At 34.5% G+C, this 22106-nt stretch carries 16 protein-coding genes, 1 tRNA gene and 2 pseudogenes; 13 read left to right on the top strand and 6 right to left on the bottom strand.

Going from position 1 to position 22106, the window contains the following annotated elements; translation table 11 throughout:
- Positions 1-1228 (bottom strand): leucine-rich repeat domain-containing protein (locus PQO00_RS12050; protein WP_274185090.1); only part of this gene is annotated, 1228 nt, incomplete at its 3' end.
- Positions 1229-1808: 580 nt separating this feature from the next.
- On the opposite strand from PQO00_RS12050, the gene PQO00_RS12045 reads away from it, so the two are divergent.
- The 3 genes from PQO00_RS12045 (at position 1809) to PQO00_RS12035 (ending at position 6216) form a co-directional block, all read left to right on the top strand.
- A complete protein-coding gene (locus tag PQO00_RS12045) occupies positions 1809-3677 on the top strand; it encodes a tetratricopeptide repeat protein (protein ID WP_274185089.1) in 1869 nt (622 codons plus the stop codon).
- Positions 3678-5585: 1908 nt separating this feature from the next.
- Positions 5586-5972, top strand: coding sequence for a hypothetical protein (locus tag PQO00_RS12040; protein ID WP_274185088.1), 387 nt, complete (start codon positions 5586-5588; stop codon positions 5970-5972).
- Positions 5956-6216, top strand: a complete 261-nt coding sequence (locus PQO00_RS12035; protein ID WP_274185087.1) for a sigma factor — start codon at positions 5956-5958, stop codon at positions 6214-6216. The genes PQO00_RS12040 and PQO00_RS12035 overlap by 17 nt, the downstream gene beginning before the upstream one ends.
- Before the next feature lie 198 nt (positions 6217-6414).
- Here the strand turns inward: PQO00_RS12035 and PQO00_RS12030 are convergent, their stop codons facing one another.
- From PQO00_RS12030 to PQO00_RS12010, 5 genes and pseudogenes are all read right to left on the bottom strand, one after another.
- Complete coding sequence (locus tag PQO00_RS12030) at positions 6415-7371, bottom strand: nucleotidyl transferase AbiEii/AbiGii toxin family protein (protein WP_274185086.1); 957 nt, start codon at positions 7369-7371, stop codon at positions 6415-6417.
- Positions 7361-7960, bottom strand: a complete 600-nt coding sequence (locus tag PQO00_RS12025) for a DUF6088 family protein (RefSeq protein ID WP_274185085.1) — start codon at positions 7958-7960, stop codon at positions 7361-7363. Before PQO00_RS12025 ends, PQO00_RS12030 begins: the two co-directional genes overlap by 11 nt.
- A gap of 158 nt (positions 7961-8118) precedes the next feature.
- Positions 8119-8583: pseudogene (locus tag PQO00_RS12020) on the bottom strand (site-specific integrase); the annotation flags it as partial.
- A 623-nt stretch (positions 8584-9206) separates the two neighbouring features.
- Positions 9207-9281, bottom strand: a tRNA-Pro gene (locus PQO00_RS12015).
- Positions 9272-9520 carry a GIY-YIG nuclease family protein gene (locus PQO00_RS12010; protein WP_274185084.1) on the bottom strand — a complete coding sequence of 83 codons (249 nt, stop codon included), beginning with the start codon at positions 9518-9520 and terminating at the stop codon, positions 9272-9274. Before PQO00_RS12010 ends, PQO00_RS12015 begins: the two co-directional genes overlap by 10 nt.
- 572 nt (positions 9521-10092) lie before the next feature.
- On the opposite strand from PQO00_RS12010, the gene PQO00_RS12005 reads away from it, so the two are divergent.
- The 10 genes and pseudogenes from PQO00_RS12005 (at position 10093) to PQO00_RS11960 (ending at position 22105) form a co-directional block, all read left to right on the top strand.
- Complete coding sequence (locus PQO00_RS12005) at positions 10093-12393, top strand: TonB-dependent receptor (protein WP_274185083.1); 2301 nt, start codon at positions 10093-10095, stop codon at positions 12391-12393.
- 22 nt (positions 12394-12415) lie between these two features.
- Positions 12416-13540: a PQQ-dependent sugar dehydrogenase gene (locus PQO00_RS12000; RefSeq protein WP_274185082.1), complete on the top strand. Its 1125-nt coding sequence runs from the start codon at positions 12416-12418 to the stop codon at positions 13538-13540.
- A 37-nt stretch (positions 13541-13577) separates the two neighbouring features.
- Entirely contained in the window at positions 13578-13994 is a 417-nt protein-coding gene (locus PQO00_RS11995) for a cytochrome c (RefSeq protein ID WP_274185081.1), read from the top strand.
- Positions 13995-14171: 177 nt separating this feature from the next.
- Positions 14172-14777, top strand: a complete 606-nt coding sequence (gene udk / locus PQO00_RS11990) for a uridine kinase (RefSeq protein ID WP_274185080.1) — start codon at positions 14172-14174, stop codon at positions 14775-14777.
- The gene (locus tag PQO00_RS11985; RefSeq protein ID WP_274185079.1) at positions 14778-15101 is read left to right on the top strand and encodes a septum formation initiator family protein; all 324 of its coding nucleotides are present in this window, start codon (positions 14778-14780) and stop codon (positions 15099-15101) included. It abuts the gene before it with no gap.
- Positions 15094-16479, top strand: coding sequence for a methylmalonyl-CoA mutase subunit beta (locus tag PQO00_RS11980; RefSeq protein WP_274185078.1), 1386 nt, complete (start codon positions 15094-15096; stop codon positions 16477-16479). Before PQO00_RS11985 ends, PQO00_RS11980 begins: the two co-directional genes overlap by 8 nt.
- Positions 16451-17104: a hypothetical protein gene (locus PQO00_RS11975; RefSeq protein ID WP_274185077.1), complete on the top strand. Its 654-nt coding sequence runs from the start codon at positions 16451-16453 to the stop codon at positions 17102-17104. Before PQO00_RS11980 ends, PQO00_RS11975 begins: the two co-directional genes overlap by 29 nt.
- Positions 17104-19329 carry a methylmalonyl-CoA mutase gene (scpA, locus tag PQO00_RS11970; RefSeq protein ID WP_274185099.1) on the top strand — a complete coding sequence of 742 codons (2226 nt, stop codon included), beginning with the start codon at positions 17104-17106 and terminating at the stop codon, positions 19327-19329. Before PQO00_RS11975 ends, scpA begins: the two co-directional genes overlap by 1 nt.
- A 733-nt stretch (positions 19330-20062) precedes the next feature.
- Positions 20063-20818, top strand: a pseudogene (locus PQO00_RS11965) (ParA family protein); the annotation flags it as partial.
- A gap of 522 nt (positions 20819-21340) precedes the next feature.
- The gene (locus tag PQO00_RS11960; protein ID WP_274185076.1) at positions 21341-22105 is read left to right on the top strand and encodes a ParA family protein; all 765 of its coding nucleotides are present in this window, start codon (positions 21341-21343) and stop codon (positions 22103-22105) included.
- Position 22106: the final 1 nt, after the last annotated feature.

Here is a 22106-nt window from a genome sequence, read left to right as displayed (position 1 = left end):
AGCCATTACCTGCAAAAGCCTCATCGCCAATTACAGTAACACGATATATTATGTCTTCATGGGTTACTGTTTCTGGTATATCAATAGCGCCTGTTGCAGTTGGGGATTCTTTGATTTCTACTGTGGGGCTAAGACCTTCTAAGGAAGTTACCCGGTAATTTATATGATCTATTTCGAAGGTGATTATACCTAGCTCATCATCATCTTCGGTAATTGATTTAAAGCCTGTCCAACCTGCGCTTTTATAAACACTTTTAGTACCCTCTGGTATAATTAATGCGATTTCTGCTCGATTTTTAAATGTATTTGAAAAAATCGTTGCTGGTGTTAAGCCTTTTGTCTTAACCTTTTCTAAGGCATTATTATAAAAAGTAGCTTCTCCAATAGAAATGACACTATCTGGAATGGTGACACTTGTTAAGTCATTATATCTAAAAGCAAAATTACCAATTGCCGTGACACTATCTGGAATAATTACACTTGTTAACCCATTATTATCAAAAGCAAAACGACCAATAGTAGAGACACTATCCGGAATAATTACACTTGTTAACCCATTATCTCTAAAAGCATAATTACCAATAGCCGTGACACGATATGTTATGCCTTGATGGGTTACTGTTTCTGGTATTATTACAATAGCGCCTGTTGCATTTGGTGACGCTTTGATTTCTACTGTGGGGCTAACACCTTCTAAGGAAGTTACCCGGTAGTTTATATGATCTTTTTCGAAGGTGATTATACCTAGCGCATCATCATCTTCGGTAATTGATTTAAAGCCTGTCCAACCTGCAGTTCCATATTCACTTTTAGTACCCTCTGGTATAATTAATGCGATTTTTTCTCGATGATTTCCAAATGTCTCTGAGTAAATCGTTACTGGTGTTATGCCTTTTGCCTTAACCTTTTCTAAGAGATTACCAGAAAAAGCAAAACGACCAATAGCCGTGACACTACCTGGAATGGTGACACTTGTTAAGATATTACCAGTAAAAGCCCAAGTACCAATATCCGTGACATGATATGTTATACCTTGATGGGTTACTGTTTCTGGTATTACAATAGCGCCTGTTGCATTTGGTGAATCTATAATTTTTACAGTGGGGTTCTCTTGAGAGGACGTTACCCAGTACTTTATATCATCTATTTCGAATATTTCGAAACTGGTTTGCGAAATACTAAAAATAGGTAGCATTAAAAATATTAATACTTGTAAATGTTTTTTCATGTTTTTAGAATTTTAAATTGTATTTCAAATAAACCATAATATGGCCTGATTTAACACAAAATAGGGTGAACAAAAAGACACGGTTTTATTATTTCTTATGCACATAGGTAATTAGAGCACATAAATAACATTGTATAAATGAACCCAAAAGACATCCTGCAACGGTTCAAGTTTTTTTGTTAAAAAATCAGGTATTGATATACGATGTCGTTTTTTAACCCTAATAGGTAGTAAAAACCCCGCTTTTTAATTATAAAAAAGCGGGATTTAAAACAAAATTAAGGATTAATACCAATTATGAATTAAAATACGCTATTCAAACTCATTCATTAGTTCGTTTTATCTCTTTACTCGTCATTTCCATAGCTTAGGCTATGCAAATAACTCGCAGCAGGCTAAAACAAATAAGCAATGTCGTTTTCCGTAGCTCATTTTAATTCATAATTGGTATAACTATTTGTCTCTCCTACTCACTTGACACCTATTTTTGGAATATTCTTTTGTTTGTTGAGTGATAATTTTATCTTTGAAACCATCACTTAAATTGGCACCCAAATAATATCCTTTTAAACCTAACGAAATGAATAAAAAATCATCTATTATATGCATGTTACTGTTTTTTTGTATCAATGTATATGCCCAAAAGCAAAGCGATCTTGACAGTCTTATACAAGTTTATAATGTTCAAAAAGACGATGCTGCCAAGGTTGAAACAATGCATGTAATCTCACGATTAGAACTTAATAATAAACCAGAAATCGCTAGAAAATATGCCGAAGAGATGATTATGCTCTCCCAAAAAATAAATTACCCAGTTGGTTTAGCAAAGGGGTATAACAATTTAGGTTTTTATTTTGGAGCAAAAACTTCGCTCGATTCAGCTTTAATATATGCAAAAAAAGCAAAATCATTGCTCACAAAAAACATACCCGAGCATCTTCGAAATAATTTGTTACATGGAGATATCTATTGGCGCAAAAAGGAATATGATTCTTCCTTTTACTATCTGGATAAAAATATTAATTTATATAAAAACAGAGATAGTAGCTCAACCAAACAAAATGAGCAATTCAAGAAGTGGATGGGGGGAACCTATAATATGATAGGTTTAATTTATATGGGAACAGATAAGTATCTTTTGGCTTTAAAGAATGAATTAAAAGCATTAAAATTATTCAAAGAATTTGGAGAAACATATTATACTGCTGTTATATATAACAATATGGGGATTTTAGAAAGCGAGTTAGGAAACTATAAGCAATCCCTAATGTATTATGAAGAAGCAGAGAAGTTGTTTAGGCTCAATGGTAAAAACATGATGGTTTTAACAGCAATGATGAACCAAATGGGGATTTTAACTTTTCTAAAAGAAACGAATAAAGCCTTTGAACTACATAAAGAAACGATCCGTTTAGCCCAAAAATTCGGTGAAAAACTAACAGAAGCTCAATTGTTATCAAGTTTAGGAAATACTTATTTTGACTTAAAAAAGAATAACGAAGCTAAAACTAGTTATTTGAGAGCGCTTAAACTCTATGAAACCTTAAATATCGAAGATGTTGTTCTTTATAGCAATTTAGGAAATTATTATTTTTTGAGAGAAAAAGATTTAGATAGTGCTTTGCACTATTACAGTAAAGCTATAAAAGTTGCAGAAGCACAACATGATATAAGTACGTTGTCTGAGGTCTATGATAGTCGCCATGATCTCTATAAACAAAACGGAGAGTATAAAAAAGGATTAGAAGACTATGAAATCTATACCAAGTTAAAAGATAGTATGTTCAACGAGGCAAAGTCTAAGCAAATAGAAGAGCTACGGGCAACTTATGATACAGAGCGAAAAGAACAGCAAATCGAAACTCAAAAAAAAGAAATTGATCTGTTAAATATAAAAGAAAAAATTAGCAGTATGCAGCGTTTACTTTTGTTTTCCTGTTTACTAATAGCGCTTACTGGTGTTTATGTCTTTTACCAAAGAAGCAAAATAAATAAGATCGCTAAGGAAAAAGCCGAAATAGATTTAGAATATAAATCCAAAGAACTTACAACACATGCGTTGCATTTGGCTAAAAAGAATGAGGTTTTAAACAAAGTAAAAGAGAAAGCCCAGTTTTTTAAAACTAATTCCAATGATAATTCTGGGTATCAAAAGCTTATTCAAACTATAAATTTCGATATACAAGATGATAATAGTTGGGAGAATTTTAGTAAGTATTTTGGAGCTGTACACAAAGATTTCAACGAAAAGGCACAACAACAATTTCCAAATATTACTTCTAACGATTTACGTTTAATGGCATTGATGAAAATGAATTTATCTTCAAAAGAAATCGCTAATATCCTTAATATTTCTGGAGATGGTGTTAAAAAAGCAAGACATCGTCTTCGTAAAAAAATAGGTCTGGAACCTACAGATTCTTTAGAAGCTATTATTATTACCCTTTAATTTTTTTAATAGAAAGGAATTCCCGAACGTTTTGCATCTGTTTTTCCTTGAAGTTTTTTATATGATTATCAACATGGCTTTTTTATTTAGATAATCAATACTAATACCATATTAAGAGTGTAATTTGAAGGTTATTGGTTCGAATTCAGTTCTTGATACAAATATAAGTCTATTAAAAACAACGGTTTAGTTTTCGACAAACTATTTCATTCATCTCTATTCTGAAAAGAGGTAATTACCAAAATGAACACAAAAAGGCATACGATTTGTCATTAAGAGAAGCTTTTCTAACCCCAAAATCTATTATCTGCTTGAGACTAAAAGGCAGGGAGCTACGGTGGTGTGTTTGCTCTGTGTTAGTAGGAGTGATCATCAGTCTAAAAAATGTGCGGTGATTCCAGATCCTGAGTGTGAATAAAAACTTTAATCGCTTTGGCGATTAAAATCTCCGAACAACTGGCAAAAAAGCCAGTTGCTCTTTTTACGGAACTTTCATCCCGACAGCATCTCGGTTTTAAAATGTACGGTCATAAGGAAAGTCGAATCAAAAAGTAATCGACCGCACTTAAATTATACTGGTTCTCGGCTTTATAAACTTATCATTTTTGTACGCAAACCAAAAATCGGATTTGCCCGCAAATAGTGCGTTTTGGTATCAAAAAATATGCTTTTGGAAAAAATTGCAGATCTGGACGTCGAATCTTAGAATAGCACCGCCCCTAATCAACAAAAAATACGGCTACAAAACAGCCCTTAGAACTTGTCCGAACCATCCAAACGGGTAAGACCTTTAAAATGATTTACTTATTATATCCGGAGGCGTTTTCCTTTTTTTGGTTTCTTGACTGCTAAGTCTGTTCTTGCTGTGTTCCCGCTTTACCATCTGTATATGATTACATGGTTTTCAGTTTTGATTTACTTCCCATAGAGCCGTCAGCTGTTACCTTTTTTTGATGCTTGTTGTTCGCACAATATTCATACGCTGTGGAACGTATAAATAAGGAGGGATACGGGCAAGGCTTTATGCCGTAACGCAACGTATGAATATTGTAGTTTTGATATCAAAAAAGGTAGTAGATGCTGCTCTCGGAAATGAATGTAAAATGGAAATCGGGAAATCGGAATCTTGCCTTTGTTTTTCAACAAATCAAAGATGTAAAAATGGGTAGTAGTTAAAAGCGCGTAGTTTTAAATTTAATAATTATGATTAATAAATTAGCTATTTCGTGATAAACGTATCATTTAATTTAGCGCTGTATTTATCCTCCACCATTTTAAAAAAGTCCGATAATCTTACTCCTTTGTTGAAGCACATGATTGATAGTGTAAATAACGGTATGTTGTAACCATCTTTCTCCATTATCTTTTCTATAGTATGATAATGAACTCCATATAATCTCCCATATTCTCTAGTTGATTTACCATCGGTAAGCCATTCCTCGCTAAGATACTTGCAGACATATTTACTAGTAAGATATATTCTTTTGGGTCTTTTATTATTTGCCATAAGGCAAAGGAAGTTATTAGACTATTGTTTATTGAGCACGATAATGCTCAATAAGAATTATTTTCTTATATTAGCAGTCGTTTTAGTAATTTTGCGATTCTTCATATAGAAAATATTGAAGCATTCGCTTTGAGTCTCGTACTGGAAAACTGGTAATTTAATAGAAACGGGATGATAAGTAAGATGCTCACGTCTATGGGCGTGGGCTCACTTATTGTTTCAGGGTATACCAGTACCTCCAGTACAATAAGTTGGGTTCTGCGCCTTTTTTGTATCTATACATTAGGCTTTTAACGGGATGTTTATTTCATTTCTGGCAACCTCAACTATAAGATAGATTTCATTTTTTAGTAAGGTTAGTCCCATCCAAGGAGAGATAGGTACTGTTTAAAATTTAATCCATGGAAAAAAACAAAGTAAACAATTCACGTGAAATCTTGATTTTGGCGCATAATGCGCTTTCTAGTTCCCTAAAGTTTATGATTAATAAAACGCCTATTAATCCTGAGGTAAAAAAGCATTGCAGGTTGGGCTTGAAAATTATTGGAATCTTCTTGGCAGATTTAAAGTACGGTACGGGAACCCATTTGTTAACGGAAAAGGAATTCGACCCGTTCTTTGCTTGTCTTCCCGTTAAATACTATAGCGAAAACAGGGAACACAGGGAATGGGTCTGTATTTATACCGTGGCAAAACACATGGAGTCTTGTATCAAAGCTAATATGGTTGTAAACACCTTAGATGATAAGACCGAAAACAGCTTAATACAAAATGATGGAAGGGGATAAAAAAGAGTTGACGCTTATGGATTACAAACAGCTTTTTGAAAGTTTGTATCCGCAACTTTGTGTGTTTGCACACGGGTATCTCAATGATATGGAAACGGCTAAAGAACTTGTTCAGGAGGTTTTTGTCATGGTCTGGGAAAACCGAGTTACTTTTCCAAATGAAAACCACAGAACGGGTTATTTTTATAGTGCCGTAAAAAAGGAGTGCTTCAATTATCTAAAAACCAATGTGTTTTTAAATTGAAATTTTTTCTGTAGTTGTTATCATAGAAAAACCCTTATTGGGGTATCTTTTTGGTTGTGAGCAATCAAAATTGACTATTTAATTTTTTTGAGGGTAAATAGTCAAATATCAAGCCTCCGAAAAGGGAGGCTTTTCATTTTTATTAATTCTATTCTGTGCTTAAATAATAGCTTTGGGATTATTTTATGGCCAGCTTGTTTACAGCTTTCCTATATACTTATTGATTCTTGCCAACAGTTCTTCAAAATCAGGCTGACCTTTATAATATAGGGAGGCAGTACCAATATATCGTTTTCTAAAGGCATCCCTTATTTTCTTGTCGTTTAATAAAAATGCTTCATTCTCTGAAATAGGAATTTCTAAATCGGTCTTGGGAAAACGTATCTTTTTATGTTCATGGTATGCTGGTGTACCGATAAAGTCCTGTACTTCTTTATGTGCCAGCAAACAATAAACGTCGTAGTACTGACGCATCAGGTTGGGACGAGGATCCGCCCCGTTTTGCTCTTGTATGTATTTTGTGGCGATTGTTTGCAGTTTCTCTACAAATGTATATCCTGCATGATAGCAGGTTATATTAATGGCTCGATTATCGGTAATAGCTATATTGGGCGTTTTAATAGCCTTATCATACGCCCAAGAGCTTATTGAAATTTGCGTATTTGGGGTCACTGTGTCAAATCCTGCCTCGAGCAATATGCCCTCCTTTACACCGTCCACATGGCCTGTTTTGGCTTCGTATCGTAAGCGAATGCCCCCGCTACGATAATAGGACTCGTCATCAAATGCGGTATCCCGTTCAATGGAGACTATACCGTCCATTTTAATATGGCCGGCAAGCCAGTCGTAAAACTTTTTACGGGATTGGACGCTTTTGTCCTTTATGTTTTTGGGATTTTCGTTTACGCCCAAATGGGCAGGCGGCTTGATATGGATATCGATATCTTCTGAAAAGCGGTCTATGATTTTATAGCCTTTGGATAGGGACGTGCCTCCTTTAAGCTCAAAATCCAGACCTTGCTTTTTGAGTCCGTATAATACGTGCATAATCCAGTAATCTTTTTCGATTAACTGTATTTGGATGCTTGTTTCTTGTTCCAAAATTCGTAACAGGTCAACAAAATCAGCGCGTTCATGGAGGTAATTATTGGGCATATTGACGTTTTTCCATGGAATTGAATATTGACATAAAAACTTTCTTTGCTTTTGCTCCTCCATACGCCTTGACCGCTTTTTGAAGTTTCTTTGCGTCCATTTTCCTTACTTTGCTTTTGACTTTTGACAATACTTCTTTGGGGTCTTCTGCGAGTGTTTCAAGGTTATTTACCAAATCGACCAATAAAAATTCTGATGTCAGCTTTTTGGGAAACCGTGGCTTAACATGGAAAAAAAACGTTCTGCCTCCTAATTCAAATTCGCCGTGCCGCTTATGGTTGTATACAACCCGTTTATTATAAAGCTGAGTAGTGCCAACTCCCAGGGCATTATATGCATTGGGAGAGGTCAGGAGGAACGCATCTTCTTTAAGAAAACTGCGCACCAATGCTTCTTCTTTTGGAGGGGCCAATCCGAATGGTGTCTCTTTTGGGTAATGGTACAGTCCTTGTGAAAGCTTTTGGAGCGTTCCGTTCTGTACCAATTCCCCAAGATGACGGTCGACGGCGTTAGACCATTGCTCAAGGTCTCCCCTGCGGTATACGCTGCCACGCCTTAGGTGTCTTACTAATTTATTCAACTTTTTCATGTCATGCAACTTTTACTAATACAATAAAGCAAATTTTATGCCACAATGCAAGTTTTTTCATTGAAAATTCATGCAAATTAAAATTATTTGATTAAAAAACCAATAAAATAATATTGAAAGGGAAATCATTGAAAAACGATTCTCTTTTTATGCTTCTTTTATACTGCTTTTGTTGCTTTTTTCTTTTCGAATCGGACAAGTAGGTTCTCTATATCCTCGCTTATTTTGGTCTCGACCACTCTTGCATATATCTGCGTGGTGGATAGTTTGGTGTGTCCCAAGAGCTTGGATACGGTCTCTATGGGTACGCCGTTGGATAGCATCACCGTCGTGGCAAAGGTATGCCTGGCTACATGGAAGGTGATGTTCTTGTGTATGCCACAGACTGTTGCTATTTCCTTTAGGTAGGTATTGGTCTTTTGGTTGGAGCTTATGGGCAAGATACTATCGGTAAAGTTTGTTTCTTTTATGGTTCTGTATTTTTCCAGTATTGACCATGCTTTGGGCAGTATGGTGATCTTTACCAGTTCGTCCGTTTTTTCCCTTTTGGTATATATCCAGTGGTGGTTGTCTATGCCCCTGACGATATGGGTGTTTTTGAGTTCTTTTATATCGATATAGCTAAATCATAATAATTTGACATAGCCTGTACTTGTGTTTTGTAGAAGCTTAAGAGACCTGACAGGTTTTAAAAACCTGTCAGGTCTGATCATCCTATGCTATTTTATCTTGATTCAACTATATAGGACAGTCCTGTGTAACAGGAAAATATAAAGCAGTCCTTTATTCGCTCCAATCGTTCTGCTTTAAATTCTATGGTTTCCAATAGCTCCAGTTCTCTTTGGTTTAAATACTGTCTATCGTACTTGTTATATTTTAACTGAAATTGTTTGAATGGGTTTTTAGATTTCTGCTCTTTTGCCGTTAACGTTTATGCGTGCGTAAACGTCAAACTCTTCGAGGTTGCTTCTTGATTTTCTAGTGAAGAAAGTAATGGAAAAGGTGCATGTTGTCTTCATTTCTACGCGACTTTGATTGAACAATAATTTGTAAATGTGAAAGCCAAATCAAGTATCAAAGTCCTATAAAGTTAGTACATATTTGGTGAAACATTGCACACCTAATTGCACACCTTTTATATGGTTTTAAATGGATTTATTTGGAATCAAATAAAATGCCTAAAAACAAAAAAACACTGATAATCACACGATTAACAGTGTTTTAGTTTTACCTATTACTAGGTTTGTCGGGGTGGCAGGATTCGAACCTGCGACCTCCGCGTCCCAAACGCGGCGCGATAACCGGGCTACGCTACACCCCGAATTGGTTATCTTCTAAATATCGTTTTGCTCCTCGCTTCTTTATCTTTCTCTCCTGCCTCAGGGCTTCCGATCTACTGGCAACTTCCAGAGTTTTTATTAGTTGCCATGGCGATCCGCCCTTTGTTGAAGGTACTAAACCTTTTTTATGTCTTTCTAATCTTTTTTTGATACTATCGGTTTGACCCACATAATACCGTGAACGTTTTTGACTATATAATATGTAAACTACATACTTCATACTCATTGTGGGTGGTCACGCCTCTAGCGTGACGACCTCCGCGTCCCAAACGCGGCGCGATAACCGGGCTACGCTACACCCCGAATTTAAATAGAACTGAACATAGATACTTGGGAACTCAATTCCATTTCTTAACCTTATTTCCTTGAGCGTAGTTTATGCCGCATGATACGGTACTACACACAAAATTGGTTATCATTTTAGGACTGCAAATATAGTTTTTTTATTCATTGCACCATTTTTTATACTAAAAATTTTTACTGCTGTATATAATAAAAATCATTAGTGTCCGACTAAAGACGTAAGACCCCTTCGTTATTGGAACCAAGAACAAAGACTTAACTGTAAGCTAACAGACAAACAGAGACACCTCTATTGTTTTACTTCCTGAAACCTAAATATTTCTTGTTTGTTTTAACTGGTATTAAAAGCAAGGTGTCTAATCTGTAATGCTTTTACTATTATTGATGGGCTTCTAATTATAGTCTATAGTTTTTATCGGACAGCAATAATTAAAAATTTATTCTTAAAAAAACTATAATTTAGTACACTCAAACACATACTATTTATTTGTGCATTTTATAAAAAAAAGAACTCTTGTTTTACTAACTATTGGCTTTGCCTTTAATGCTTTTGGACAATCAAAAATTAAAGGGAAAATTGTTGATAAAGACCATGGAGCTGTATTGACCAATACACTAATAACAAACCTTGCCACTAAAAGTATCATGATTTCTAATTTAGACGGAATCTTCGAAATTACAGAAGCCGGTACCTATTCATTTAAAAAAGAAGGTTATCTTGAAAAAGTCCTTGAATTAAAAGAAGACTCACACTACATTATTCAACTAAACATCAATCCATCCGAATTGAATGAAGTTATTGTTAACTCAAACCATATTCCTAAAAAGCTAAAAAAGGCAACAACATCAATCAATATTATTTCTTTAAAAGCTATTGAACTTGGTAATGACATCAATATAGCTCCTATTTTAAACAGAACACCTGGAATATTTATGCAAAGTGGCGCTCTCAACACTAACCGAATAACCATTAGGGGTATTGGCTCTAGAAACATATTCGGAACTGCAAAAATCAGGGCCTACTTTAAGGATATTCCTTTAACAAATGGTAGCGGAGAAACTGCCATTGAGGATTTTGAATTAAATACCATGTCTCGTCTTGAAATTATTAAAGGAGCTACTTCCACTATGTATGGAGCTGGTCTTGGTGGTACTATACACATAATACCCCAAAATGCTTTTTTAGCTCAATCCAGCATAGATAGTAGAATATCTGTAGGATCATTTGGATTATCAAAAGGCACGATAAATATAAATCATGGTACTAAAAAACATAGTTTAAGAACCGTTTACAGTCATACACATAGCGATGGATATCGCGAAAACAATACCTACGACAGGCAAACTTTTACAATAAGCTCAAATCATTATTTAAACGAAAACAATGAACTATCTTTTTTGGCTAGCTATGTTGATTTAAAAGCATTTATCCCTAGCTCGATTAACGAAGAAACGTATCTAAACCATCCTAAATCTGCTGCATTTACCTGGCAACGATCCCAAGGCTTTGAAGATTCTAAACGAGGGATTTTCGGTCTGTCTTGGAACCATCAATACAACAGCCGCACAAAACAAGTCACCAGTATCTTTACTTCTTTTTTAGATGCATACGAACCCAGGCCTTTTAATATTTTAAAAGAAAACACTTTGGCAATAGGAGTTCGCAGTCGAATTTTAGGCAGCTCTAAACTTTTTGACAGAATTTTTAATTGGACATTTGGTGGTGAACTTTTTAGAGACACCTATAAATCTGAAACGTTTGAGAATTTATACCAAGATTTTCCTAATGGCACTGGAAGTGTTGAAGGCAATCAATTATCGAACTTCAAAGAGAAAAGAAATTATTATAATGCCTTTTTTGAAACTACCTATCAGGTTTCAGAAAAAACAATACTTTCAATAGGCTTGAATTTAAATCGAACATCATATGGTTTAAATGACAGATTTCCTGTTTCTGAAAATAATCCAGATCAATCAGGTCATTTTAAATTCAAACATATTGTATCCCCTAAACTTGGTATATCTTATCAGCTTTCTCAAACCGTTAATCTCTATTCAAATATGAGCCATGGTTTTTCTCCTATCACATTAAATGAAACATTGTTACCCGACGGACAAATAAACACCAACCTTAAACCAGAAACGGGATGGAATTTTGAAATGGGTACCCGAGGTACTTTTATAGATGATCGCTTACAATTCAATTTAGCAATGTATCGTTTAGCCATTAAAAATCTTTTGGTATCCCGTAGAACAGCTCAAGATCAGTTTATTGGAATAAACGCTGGAAGCACGCAACATAACGGATTAGAACTATCATTAAATTATCAATGGTTAAAAAAAGAAACAGTATCTATAAACTCATTTGTAAACTATACGTACAATAATTTTAAATTCAAGGAATTCATTGATGGTGATCATAATTTTTCAGGAAATGATTTAACAGGCGTTCCTTCAGATGTTTTTAACACAGGAGTCCAAATAGAATCCTCCTTTGGAATCTATGGAAATATTAATTTTCAATATGTAGGTGACATACCGATTACAGATAGTAATAGTCTATATTCAGACAGTTACAGTTTAACAAATTTTAAAATGGGATATAAAACATCTCTTAATAAAAAGCTAAACTTAAATATTTTCTTAGGTATAAATAATATCTTTGACAAAGCCCATGCTTCACAAATTTTAATAAATGCATCGGGCTTTAATGGTAATGCACCACGGTATTATTATCCTGGAAATCCTGTAAATTATTATACAGGCATGCATATAAACTATATGTTTTAGTCTATCTTTAAATAAAAAAACCATGAGAACTATTTTTTCATCTTTATCGATCATTCTCATTTCATGCATGTCATGTGCACAGCAAACGGAATCTGAGGTCAAAGCAGAAACACCTGTTAGTCTTAATTATACAACCCAAGTCATTGTTCCAGACTTAAATATTCCCTGGGGTATGGTGCTTTTGCCAGACGGCAGTATGCTCATAACCGAAAAAACCGGTGAGCTCATTCATTTTAATAACGGTAAGAAAACAACTATTGAAGGGTTGCCAGAAATATACGTACGCGGTCAGGGTGGTTTAATGGATTTAGAATTACACCCCGATTATAAAAACAACGGATGGCTCTATATATCGTATGCATCACCAGAAGGTGATGAGGATGGTGGTAATACCGCTATTTTAAGAGCTAAGTTAGAGAATAACACATTGGTTGAGAAACAAGTACTTTATAAAGCCAACCCAAATACAAAAAGAGGTCAACATTGGGGGTCTCGCATTGAGTTCGATAACGAAGGGTACTTATATTTTTCTGTAGGAGATCGAGGCGATAGAGATGTAAACCCACAGGATATTACTCGGGATTGTGGCAAAATTTACAGGTTAAATGACGATGGAAGTATTCCAGCAGACAACCCCTTTATAAATACGGCCCATGCAAAAACCGCTATTTATAGCTATGGCCATAGAAATCCACAAGGCATGATAAAAAATCCATTCACAGGCAACATTTGGGTTCACGAACATGGTCCAAGAGGAGGAGACGAAATTAATATCATTCAAAAAGGAAAAAACTTTGGGTGGCCAGTTATTTCATATGGTATTAATTATGATGGCACAGCATTTACGGATATTACTGAAAAAGAAGGCATGGAACAACCTTTATTTTACTGGGTGCCTTCTATTGCTCCCAGCGGTATGACCTTCGTTTCTTCGGACATATATCCCAATTGGAAAGGTAATATTCTCGTTGGCTCTTTAAAATTTGAATATACCGAAAGACTTGTTTTAGAAAATAATAAAGTAGTAAAACGCGAAAAGCTGTTTGAAGGCTTAGGCCGCGTTAGAAATATATTGCAAGCACCCGATGGTTATATTTATCTAGCTATTGAAGGTTTGGGCATTGTAAAGATCGTACCTAAAAATTAATACCCAAAAATAGCCCGTACTAAAAATTTAACAACACATGAAATTAATTATAGCAAGCTTAATAACACTATCTTCTACAGTCTTTATTTGCACAAATCAAAATAGAAAATCGCAAACAGACCCTTTAAAAGAAAGCATACAAAGGGGCCATGAAATTTACACAGACTTTTGTGTTTCCTGCCATTTGCCTAACGGTAAAGGCGTAGAAAATGTCTATCCGCCACTAGCAAATTCAGATTATCTTATAAAAAATCGAGAAGCTAGCATTAGAGGCATAAAATATGGTCAAAAAAACAAAATCGTTGTTAACGGACAAACATACAATGGTTATATGGCACCTATGGGTTTAAGCGATGATGAAATTGCCGATGTCATGAACTATATTACAAATAGTTGGGGAAATAAAAATGACAAAATAGTAACGGAAGTAGAAGTTTCAAAAATAAAAAAATAGGCCGTTTCCCATATAAATAACTTTACATTTAACTAACTTTGTATAACTTAATACCCATTCTGCTATAAAATGCGATATAAATAATTTGAATTGGTTTTTGCTATTTCAAGACGTAAAAATAAACGAATTATATGTTACATTTTATGATAGAAGTGGTATAACTAAACTAAATCAATAATGCTTATAATTGGAATTGCGGGTGGCACGGGCTGTGGTAAAACCACTGTTGTCAATCAGATTTTAAATGAGCTTCCTGAAGGCGAGGTTGGAGTGATTTCACAAGATTCCTATTATCAAGACACTACGCACTTATCTTATGAAGAACGTGTAAAAATAAATTTTGACCATCCCCGCTCTATCGATTTTGACCTTTTAGCAGATCATTTAGAAACACTTAAAAAAAACAAACCTATACACCAACCCGTATATTCTTTCGTTAAGCATAATAGAACTGGTGACACTATTTTAACACACCCTAGAAAGGTCATGATTATTGAAGGGATTTTAATTTTGACAAATCCAAAATTACGGGACATGTTTGATATTAAAATATTTGTACACGCAGATACAGACGAACGTTTAATAAGACGTTTAAAACGCGATATTTCTGAACGTGGTAGAGATTTAGACGAAATTTTAGCACGTTACCAAACCACGTTAAAGCCCATGCACGATCAATTTATTGAACCCATGAAAGAGTATGCAGACATTATAATACCAAACAATAAATACAATACTGTGGCTATCGATATTGTTAAAACCATCATAAACGACAAACTATAAATGGCATTATTCAAACATAAATTTTTCAAGCCCTTTAAAAATTGGTTCTCCTTAATTTTGGCCACTTTTATTGTTTGGATGCTATTTTTTGATGCCAATTCATGGCTTATACACCATGAATTGAACACAGATGTAGAAGCCCTAGAGAATGAAAAAGAATATTACAAAAAAGAAATAGAAAAAGATAATAAAGCCATAAAAAAGCTCAGCACACAAGATGGTTTAGAAAAATTTGCTCGTGAAGCATATTATATGAAACGTGACAACGAAGAAATCTATCTTATTGAATACGAAGACAGTTTAAAAACTAAAAAGAATGAATAATAGGTTGTTTAATGAATTTGAATCGGTTTCAGCTAAACAATGGAAGCAAAAAATACAGTTCGATTTAAAAGGGGCTGACTATAATGACACGTTAATTTGGAAAACCAATGAAGATATTTCCGTAAAGCCTTTTTATCATACTGACGATTTTAAAGAACAACCTAAAATCCCTTCCCCAGAACCAACAGCATGGAACATTTCTCAATCTATTTTTGTAGCTGATGTTAAAAAATCCAATCAGAAAGCAATTGATGCTATTGAAAGAGGTGCCGAAAGCATTAAATTTATTATTCCTTCGGAAACCATTTTAATTAACGACTTATTAGAGCATATCAATCCAGAGTCTACACCACTCTATTTTGAGTTACAATTTCTTTCTGAAACATTTGTAAAACAGTTAACGGCTATTTTGCCTGGCACAGGAATCCGCATCCACACAGATATTATAGGTCATCTAGCAAAAAGTGGAAACTGGTATGATAACTTAAAGGATGATTTCTCTAAATTTAAAACGATAGTAACAAGCACAAAATCATTTTCGATAGATGTGTCGCTATACCAAAATGCAGGAGCAAACATGGTGCAACAACTAGCATATGCTTTGGCACATGCCAATGAATATTTAAATTATTTTGAAAACAATAAAGAAACCTTACCCACTTTAGAAGTCAATTTTGAGGTTTCTGTTGGCTCAAACTATTTTTTTGAAATTGCAAAGTTACGGGCATTACGAATGCTTTGGGACACCTTGGCAACGGCATACCATATAAATTATAATTGTTATATTCTGGCAACGCCAACAAAACGCAATAAAACACTGTACGATTATAATACCAATATGCTACGCACCACTACCGAATGTATGAGTGCTATTCTTGGTGGTGCAAATAGTATCTGTAATTTACCTTACGACGCTATTTACCACAGAGACAATGAATTTGGCGAACGCATTGCCAGAAATCAACTATTGGTTTTAAAACATGAAAGTTATTTTAATGTCGTTCGCAATCCATCAGATGGGGCTTATTATATAGAATCCTTAACCAATCAACTCGCCGAAAAAGCTTTAGATTTATTCAAAAATATTGAAAAAAATAGTGGCTTTTTAAAACAGTTAAAAGATGGCACGATTCAACGAAAAATTAAAGAAAGTGCTACTAAAGAAGAAGTACAATTTCATGCCGGAGAAGACATATTGTTGGGTACCAATAAGCATCCAAATACAGAAGATAAAATGAAACATGAATTAGAACTTTACCCTTTTGTAAAAACAAATCAAAGAAAAACATTAATCGAACCCATAATTGAAAAGCGATTAGCAGAAAAAATAGAAAAAGAACGATTAAAAAATGAAGATAAAAATGAACCTAAACCCTAAGTTTTTTGCACTTGTATTAGTACTTATTTTATTTAACTGTAAAAATGAAAATACGTTTTCAGACTACCAATATGCCGATCGTCCTGTTTTACTAACATGTGGTGATTTTAACTCAAAACTGTACCATGAAGCATTGTATTCCTTTGAAAATGATATTTTGTCCTTTTATGGCAAAAACAACAAAAATGCCTCCCAAACCCAAGCTTATAATCAGTTTGTAAGAGATGCCTTTTACGGAAGAGTCAGGTTAAAATTTGAAGATATGGTCTCTGCTCATACCCTCAAGGTATTTGAAGCTTTGAAAAATGAAAACACTTTATGGGATGTTAACAATACTAAAAGTCACTTAAATTATAAGAGTCCCATGGTAAGTTGTATAGCAAATAGTATACAGGACACCGCTTTAAAAACAACCCTTAATTCGCTTATAACAACCAACAGCATGAGCCCAAAGTTATTTGGAGCACCTTTAATCAATAAATATAGAACAGCCATTAAAGATAAATATTTAGCAACCTACATAGCATTGGATTTGTTTTATGCCAAGCTTTTCGATGTAGACTTGTCTAAAATTAATTCAAACAAACCTGAATCTAAAGTAGATTTTAACAAGAAACCTGAATAATCTTGAGAAAGGACCTTCAACATATTGCCATAAACAGTAAACCTAAAAATGCTAAAACGGAAAAATCGGAAGTTTTTTCGACTGCCGAAGGTATCGCCGTTAAATCATCCTATTCCAAAGACGATGTTAAAGACTTGGAACATCTTGGGTTTGTGGCCGGAATGGCGCCAAACTTAAGAGGACCTTACAGTACCATGTATGTTAGAAGACCTTGGACCATTAGGCAATATGCCGGTTTTAGTACAGCCGAAGAAAGTAACGCTTTTTATAGACGTAATCTAGCTGCTGGACAAAAAGGGCTCTCTGTGGCATTTGATCTAGCGACTCATAGAGGTTACGATAGCGACCATGAACGGGTGGTTGGTGATGTTGGAAAAGCTGGTGTTGCTATTGATTCGGTCGAAGACATGAAAATACTGTTCGATCAAATTCCCTTGGATAAAATGTCGGTTTCCATGACCATGAACGGTGCCGTATTACCCATCATGGCATTTTATATTGTGGCAGCTGAAGAACAGGGCGTAAAGCCAGCACAACTTGCCGGCACCATTCAAAATGATATCTTAAAGGAATTTATGGTACGTAACACATACATCTACCCGCCTACGCCCTCCATGAAGATCATTTCAGATATTTTTGAATATACCAGTAAAAATATGCCTAAGTTTAATAGCATTAGTATTTCAGGATATCATATGCAAGAAGCCGGGGCAACCTGTGACATTGAATTAGCATACACACTCGCCGATGGTTTAGAATATATTAGAAAAGGGCTTGCTGCTGGCATGGATATAGATACTTTTGCACCTCGCCTCTCTTTCTTTTGGGCCATTGGGATGAATCATTTTATGGAGATTGCCAAAATGCGGGCGGCCCGCATGCTTTGGGCTAAATTGGTCAAACAATTTAATCCAAAAAATGAAAAATCCTTAGCTTTACGTACACATTGCCAAACCAGTGGTTGGAGCTTAACAGAACAAGACCCCTTTAACAATGTGGCAAGAACAACTATAGAAGCTGCTGCTGCTGCTTTTGGCGGCACTCAAAGCCTACACACTAACGCACTGGACGAAGCTATTGCCTTACCAACCGATTTTTCGGCACGTATAGCCAGAAACACACAAATATATTTACAGGAAGAAACAAAAATCACCAAAACTGTCGATCCATGGGCAGGAAGCTATTACGTAGAAAAACTAACCCATGATATGTCCCATAAGGCATGGGCTTTAATTGAAGAAGTCGAAGCTTTAGGTGGTATGACCAAAGCGATCGAGGCCGGTATTCCAAAAATCCGTATTGAAGAAGCCGCCGCTAAAAAGCAAGCACGTATAGATTCCGGCCAGGATATTATTGTTGGAGTCAATAAATACAAACTTGAAGAAGAAGAAGCCATTTCGACACTTGAAGTTGACAACCAAACTGTTAGAACCCAGCAAATAGAGCGCCTAAACAAAATTAAATCTGAACGAAATCCCGAAAAAGTCAAGGCAGCATTATTAAAATTAACCAAAGCCGCTAAATTTTCCTTAAATTCGGGTGAATCAAATTTAAAAGACAATCAGGAGGCAGATTCAAGAGATTCCCACTATTGTGAGGACATGAATTTAAAAGATCCACGCTTTCGCGAGGATTATAACTTATTAGCTTTGGCGGTAGAGGCTGCTCGAGAACGTGCTACCCTTGGAGAAATCAGTGATGCTTTAGAAGCTGAATTTGGACGCTATAAAGCACAAATAAAATCATTTTCCGGTGTGTATAGTAAAGAAATAAAAGACGATGAATCCTTTAAAAAAGCGCAACAATTAGCCGATGTTTTTGCAGAACAGGACGGTAGACGACCTCGTATTATGATTGCGAAAATGGGACAGGACGGTCATGATCGGGGCGCTAAAGTAGTAGCAACAGGCTATGCAGACGTTGGTTTCGATGTAGATATTGGCCCATTATTTCAAACACCACAAGAAGCTGCAAAGCAAGCTGTAGAGAACGATGTACATGTACTAGGCGTTTCGTCATTAGCTGCAGGACATAAAACCTTAGTACCACAGGTTATTGAAGCCTTAAAAGCTTATGGACGTGATGATATTATGGTCATTGTAGGTGGCGTGATACCAAAGCAAGACTACCAATACTTATTCGATGCTGGCGCTATAGCCGTATTTGGTCCTGGAACCAAAATTAGTGAGGCTGCTATTAAGATTTTAGAAATTTTGATTGATTAAAAAACCTGTGATACCTCTTGATTAAAATTTGTTAGTCTGCTTTCCAATGAGCTTGCGTTAATTTTACGGATGAAAATCTATGAAATTAGTAATACCAAATAAACTTCAAAATAACTGGTTAAATCCGTTTTTATTTCCTTTATATTCCAATAAAAAACATAACCATAACTAGGCTATGCTTATGTTTTTTATCTCATCTAAAGAAAATATAATTCAAATTTATTACCAATCATTTTAAAATTCATTTGGTATAATTCAAAAAATAGCAGAACTATCGAAATATAATTCTATGGCCTATAACATTCCTTATTTGATATAACCGTAGTAAAATGTCTTTTTTACTTTTTATACCAGTTATACCAATTATGAATTAAAATACGCTATTCAAACTCATTCATTAATTCGTTTTTTCTCTTTACTCGTCATTTCCATAGCTTAGGCTATGCAAATAACTCGTAGCAGGCAAAAACAAATAAGCAATGTCGTTTTCTGTAGCTCATTTTAATTCATAATTGGTATTATACTTTGAAGCATAAACGGAAAAGAACAAATTTTAGCGGGGAACTACTTTAACTACTTTAAAGTAAAAATGGTATAAAATCCAAACAGGTTAAAATATCAATAATAAAGATATTCGGTAATACAATAGGTTAATTTTAAAAAATTATCAGCAAACTCTCTTTATTATGCTCTAAAATAATTGTATTTTTATTTTCCCCTACCCAAAGAACTAATGAACAAAATAATTGCAATCGCTAATCAAAAAGGTGGCGTTGGTAAAACAACTACTTCTATAAACCTGGCCGATGCACTTGGTTTTCTTGAGAAAAAAGTACTTTTAATAGACTTAGACCCCCAAGCTAATGCTACTTCAGGTGTTGGCCTTGTTCCTTTTGACATTAAATATAGTAGTCTAGGTTTTTTTGATCATACCTTTAAAGCAGAAAATGGTATTGTAAAACTTGAATCTGCACATTTTGATTTTACCCCCTCCAACATACGTTTGGCCTCAATAGAAATAAACAAATCTAAAACCATTGATTTATTTATGCTAAAAAGGGCACTTTCTAATGTTATAAAAAGTTATGAATATATTCTTATTGACTGCCCTCCTTCTTTTGGGTTATTAGCACTTAATGCATTAACAGCATGCCATTCGGTAATTATACCTGTACCGTGTGAATTCTTTGCTTTAGAAGGCTTAAGCAAACTACTGACAACTATAAAAAGTATCAAAAAATCATCTAATCCATATATTGATATTGAAGGATTGTTAATTACTATGTTCGATTCAAGAACAAATTTATCAAGCCAATTACAAATAGAATTAACTAAACATTTTAAATCTATGGTTTTTAATACAACCATACGGCAAAATGTTAAACTAAGAGAAGCCCCTAGTTATGGCTTAAGTATTATAAAATACAGTCCTTATAGTGTTGGTGCAGAAAACTATCTAAATTTAGGAGCAGAATTAATAAGCAAAAACAAAATCGTAACAACAAATCCTGAAAATGGAAATGATTTATCTAAAATATTGACACATAACACAGAAAATGTAGATCATTTAATAAAAAGACACACAACTACCAGTACCAATAAAAAGGAAGAAGATTACAACCACTTAATTGGATTAAAAAGAGATGAAGTAAATAAGGTTTTAGGGTTTTCTTATAATGATATTCATTCAAATACATGGATGTACAGAATTAGCACATCTTTCAGTTTAATGAAAAAAAATTATTTGTATTTATATTTTGAAAACGAAATAATAGCGGATTATAAGCTCACAACATTTAAAATCAACAAGGTTCAATAACTATTATTAAAAATAATTTGATATTGAACCCATCTTCACTTTTAATCGTTTTTTCTTACAAAAAAACATAAAAACATCTTAATAATTACTTTTAACTTACTTCGAAATTAATTTTAAACGACTGTTATCGATTTCGGTTTTTATTCCTCATAAATAATTGTATTTTTACCGTTAACAAAACCAAATCATTTAATGGGTAAAATCATCGCAATTGCTAATCAAAAAGGGGGAGTTGGTAAAACAACGACGTCTATAAATTTAGCCGCCTCACTGGGCGTTCTGGAAAAAAAAATATTACTTATTGATGCTGACCCTCAAGCAAACGCAACTTCTGGTATAGGAATAGATTTAGACTCTATTGAAATAGGCACTTACCAACTTTTAGAGCACTCTAATTCCGTTAGGGATACTATTATGAAAACGGATTCTCCTAATTTGGATATTATTCCTGCACATATAGACTTAGTAGCCATTGAAATAGAGCTCGTTGATAAAGATAATCGTGAATACATGTTAAAAAACGCTTTATCTGATATTAAAAACGATTACGATTATATTTTAATTGATTGTGCGCCATCTTTAGGCCTACTAACGTTAAATGCTTTAACAGCAGCGGATGCCGTCGTAATCCCCATACAATGTGAGTATTTTGCATTGGAAGGTTTAGGTAAATTATTGAACACCATAAAAAGTGTTCAAAAAATTCATAATCCAGAATTAGATATTGAAGGCTTATTACTGACCATGTACGATGCACGGTTAAGATTGTCCAATCAAGTTGTTGAAGAAGTTCAGAAACACTTTAACAACATGGTTTTTGATACCATCATACAACGCAATGTACGTTTAAGTGAAGCGCCTAGCTATGGTGAAACCATAATTAATTATGATGCTAGTAGTAAAGGTGCCAACAATTACTTAAGTTTGGCAAAAGAAATCATCAATAAAAACTCTTAAA

Origin of the sequence: Flavivirga sp. 57AJ16 (assembly GCF_028736925.1) — a bacterium.
In the GTDB taxonomy this organism is placed as follows: Bacteria; Bacteroidota; Bacteroidia; order Flavobacteriales; family Flavobacteriaceae; genus Flavivirga.
Note: the sequence above shows the minus strand (reverse complement) of the source record. Positions and strands in the feature narration are given on the sequence as shown.

What these genes read in the sequence shown, in the direction of transcription:
- PQO00_RS12000 (WP_274185082.1), top strand. Translation starts at nt 12,416, where the DNA reads ATGAGAACTATTTTTTCATCTTTATCGATCATTCTCATTTCATGCATG.
- PQO00_RS11975 (WP_274185077.1), top strand. Translation starts at nt 16,451, where the DNA reads ATGAAGATAAAAATGAACCTAAACCCTAAGTTTTTTGCACTTGTATTA.
- PQO00_RS11985 (WP_274185079.1), top strand. Translation starts at nt 14,778, where the DNA reads ATGGCATTATTCAAACATAAATTTTTCAAGCCCTTTAAAAATTGGTTC.
- PQO00_RS11960 (WP_274185076.1), top strand. Translation starts at nt 21,341, where the DNA reads ATGGGTAAAATCATCGCAATTGCTAATCAAAAAGGGGGAGTTGGTAAA.
- PQO00_RS12025 (WP_274185085.1), bottom strand. Translation starts at nt 7,960, where the DNA reads ATGAAAAAGTTGAATAAATTAGTAAGACACCTAAGGCGTGGCAGCGTA.
- PQO00_RS11995 (WP_274185081.1), top strand. Translation starts at nt 13,578, where the DNA reads ATGAAATTAATTATAGCAAGCTTAATAACACTATCTTCTACAGTCTTT.
- PQO00_RS12035 (WP_274185087.1), top strand. Translation starts at nt 5,956, where the DNA reads ATGATGGAAGGGGATAAAAAAGAGTTGACGCTTATGGATTACAAACAG.
- PQO00_RS12010 (WP_274185084.1), bottom strand. Translation starts at nt 9,520, where the DNA reads ATGAAGTATGTAGTTTACATATTATATAGTCAAAAACGTTCACGGTAT.
- PQO00_RS12040 (WP_274185088.1), top strand. Translation starts at nt 5,586, where the DNA reads ATGGAAAAAAACAAAGTAAACAATTCACGTGAAATCTTGATTTTGGCG.
- udk (WP_274185080.1), top strand. Translation starts at nt 14,172, where the DNA reads ATGCTTATAATTGGAATTGCGGGTGGCACGGGCTGTGGTAAAACCACT.
- PQO00_RS12030 (WP_274185086.1), bottom strand. Translation starts at nt 7,371, where the DNA reads ATGCCCAATAATTACCTCCATGAACGCGCTGATTTTGTTGACCTGTTA.
- PQO00_RS12045 (WP_274185089.1), top strand. Translation starts at nt 1,809, where the DNA reads ATGAATAAAAAATCATCTATTATATGCATGTTACTGTTTTTTTGTATC.
- PQO00_RS11980 (WP_274185078.1), top strand. Translation starts at nt 15,094, where the DNA reads ATGAATAATAGGTTGTTTAATGAATTTGAATCGGTTTCAGCTAAACAA.